This window comes from Staphylococcus sp. HMSC059F04, from assembly GCF_001812565.1.
Lineage (GTDB): Bacteria > Bacillota > Bacilli > Staphylococcales > Staphylococcaceae > Staphylococcus > Staphylococcus lugdunensis.
In genome coordinates, this window is the sequence record NZ_KV809482.1 from 305 (window position 1) to 1,277 (window position 973).

The 973-nt window shown below is 48.5% G+C and carries 9 tRNA genes; all 9 read left to right on the forward strand.

Annotated features, from left to right (window positions below):
- Positions 1 to 47 precede the first annotated feature (47 nt).
- The 9 genes from HMPREF2864_RS11270 to HMPREF2864_RS11310 all read left to right on the forward strand — a co-directional run bounded on the left by HMPREF2864_RS11270 (position 48) and on the right by HMPREF2864_RS11310 (position 907).
- Positions 48 to 122 (forward strand) — tRNA-Gly (locus HMPREF2864_RS11270).
- A 7-nt stretch (positions 123 to 129) separates the two neighbouring features.
- Positions 130 to 218, forward strand: a tRNA-Leu gene (locus HMPREF2864_RS11275).
- Between the two features lie 22 nt (positions 219 to 240).
- Positions 241 to 314, forward strand: a tRNA-Arg gene (locus HMPREF2864_RS11280).
- A 23-nt stretch (positions 315 to 337) separates the two neighbouring features.
- Positions 338 to 411, forward strand: a tRNA-Pro gene (locus HMPREF2864_RS11285).
- Between the two features lie 43 nt (positions 412 to 454).
- Positions 455 to 530 (forward strand) — tRNA-Ala (locus tag HMPREF2864_RS11290).
- A gap of 16 nt (positions 531 to 546) precedes the next feature.
- Positions 547 to 620, forward strand: a tRNA-Met gene (locus HMPREF2864_RS11295).
- A gap of 28 nt (positions 621 to 648) precedes the next feature.
- Positions 649 to 722, forward strand: a tRNA-Ile gene (locus tag HMPREF2864_RS11300).
- Between the two features lie 9 nt (positions 723 to 731).
- Positions 732 to 821 (forward strand) — tRNA-Ser (locus tag HMPREF2864_RS11305).
- A gap of 10 nt (positions 822 to 831) precedes the next feature.
- Positions 832 to 907: transfer RNA gene (locus HMPREF2864_RS11310), tRNA-Asp, on the forward strand.
- The last annotated feature ends 66 nt before the right edge of the window (positions 908 to 973 follow it).

Here is a 973-nt window from a genome sequence, read left to right on the forward strand (position 1 = left end):
GAGGGTCAGAGGTTCGAATCCTCTATGGCTCATTACGATTTATATAAGCAGAAGTAGTTCAGCGGTAGAATACGACCTTGCCAAGGTCGGGGTCGCGGGTTCGAATCCCGTCTTCTGCTCCATTATTTTGCCGGGGTGGCGGAACTGGCAGACGCACAGGACTTAAAATCCTGCGGTGAGAGATCACCGTACCGGTTCGATTCCGGTCCTCGGCACCATCAATATCCTTATTATCAGTATGCGCCCGTAGCTCAACTGGATAGAGCGTTTGACTACGGATCAAGAGGTTATGGGTTCGACTCCTATCGGGCGCGCTTTTTATAAACATAATTTAATACGGGAAGTAGCTCAGCTTGGTAGAGCACTTGGTTTGGGACCAAGGGGTCGTAGGTTCGAATCCTGTCTTCCCGATATAAAAAAGATAATAATTGATAAAGTAAGATAATATTTATATGGGGGCTTAGCTCAGCTGGGAGAGCGCCTGCTTTGCACGCAGGAGGTCAGCGGTTCGATCCCGCTAGTCTCCACCATATAAAACTAAATAAAGGCGGTGTAGCTCAGCTGGCTAGAGCGTACGGTTCATACCCGTGAGGTCGGGGGTTCGATCCCCTCCACCGCCACTATTTAATTAATATTGAATTATATTTAGGACCTTTAGCTCAGTTGGTTAGAGCTAACGGCTCATAACCGTTCGGTCGCAGGTTCGAGTCCTGCAAGGTCCATATAATTTTGGAGGAATACCCAAGTCCGGCTGAAGGGATCGGTCTTGAAAACCGACAGGAGCTTAACGGCTCGCGGGGGTTCGAATCCCTCTTCCTCCGTATTTATTTTGGTCTCGTAGTGTAGCGGTTAACACGCCTGCCTGTCACGCAGGAGATCGCGGGTTCGATTCCCGTCGAGACCGCCATTTTAAAATTATATATTGTAAGACTTATAATAATTGGAGGAATACCCAAGTCCGGCTGAAGGGATC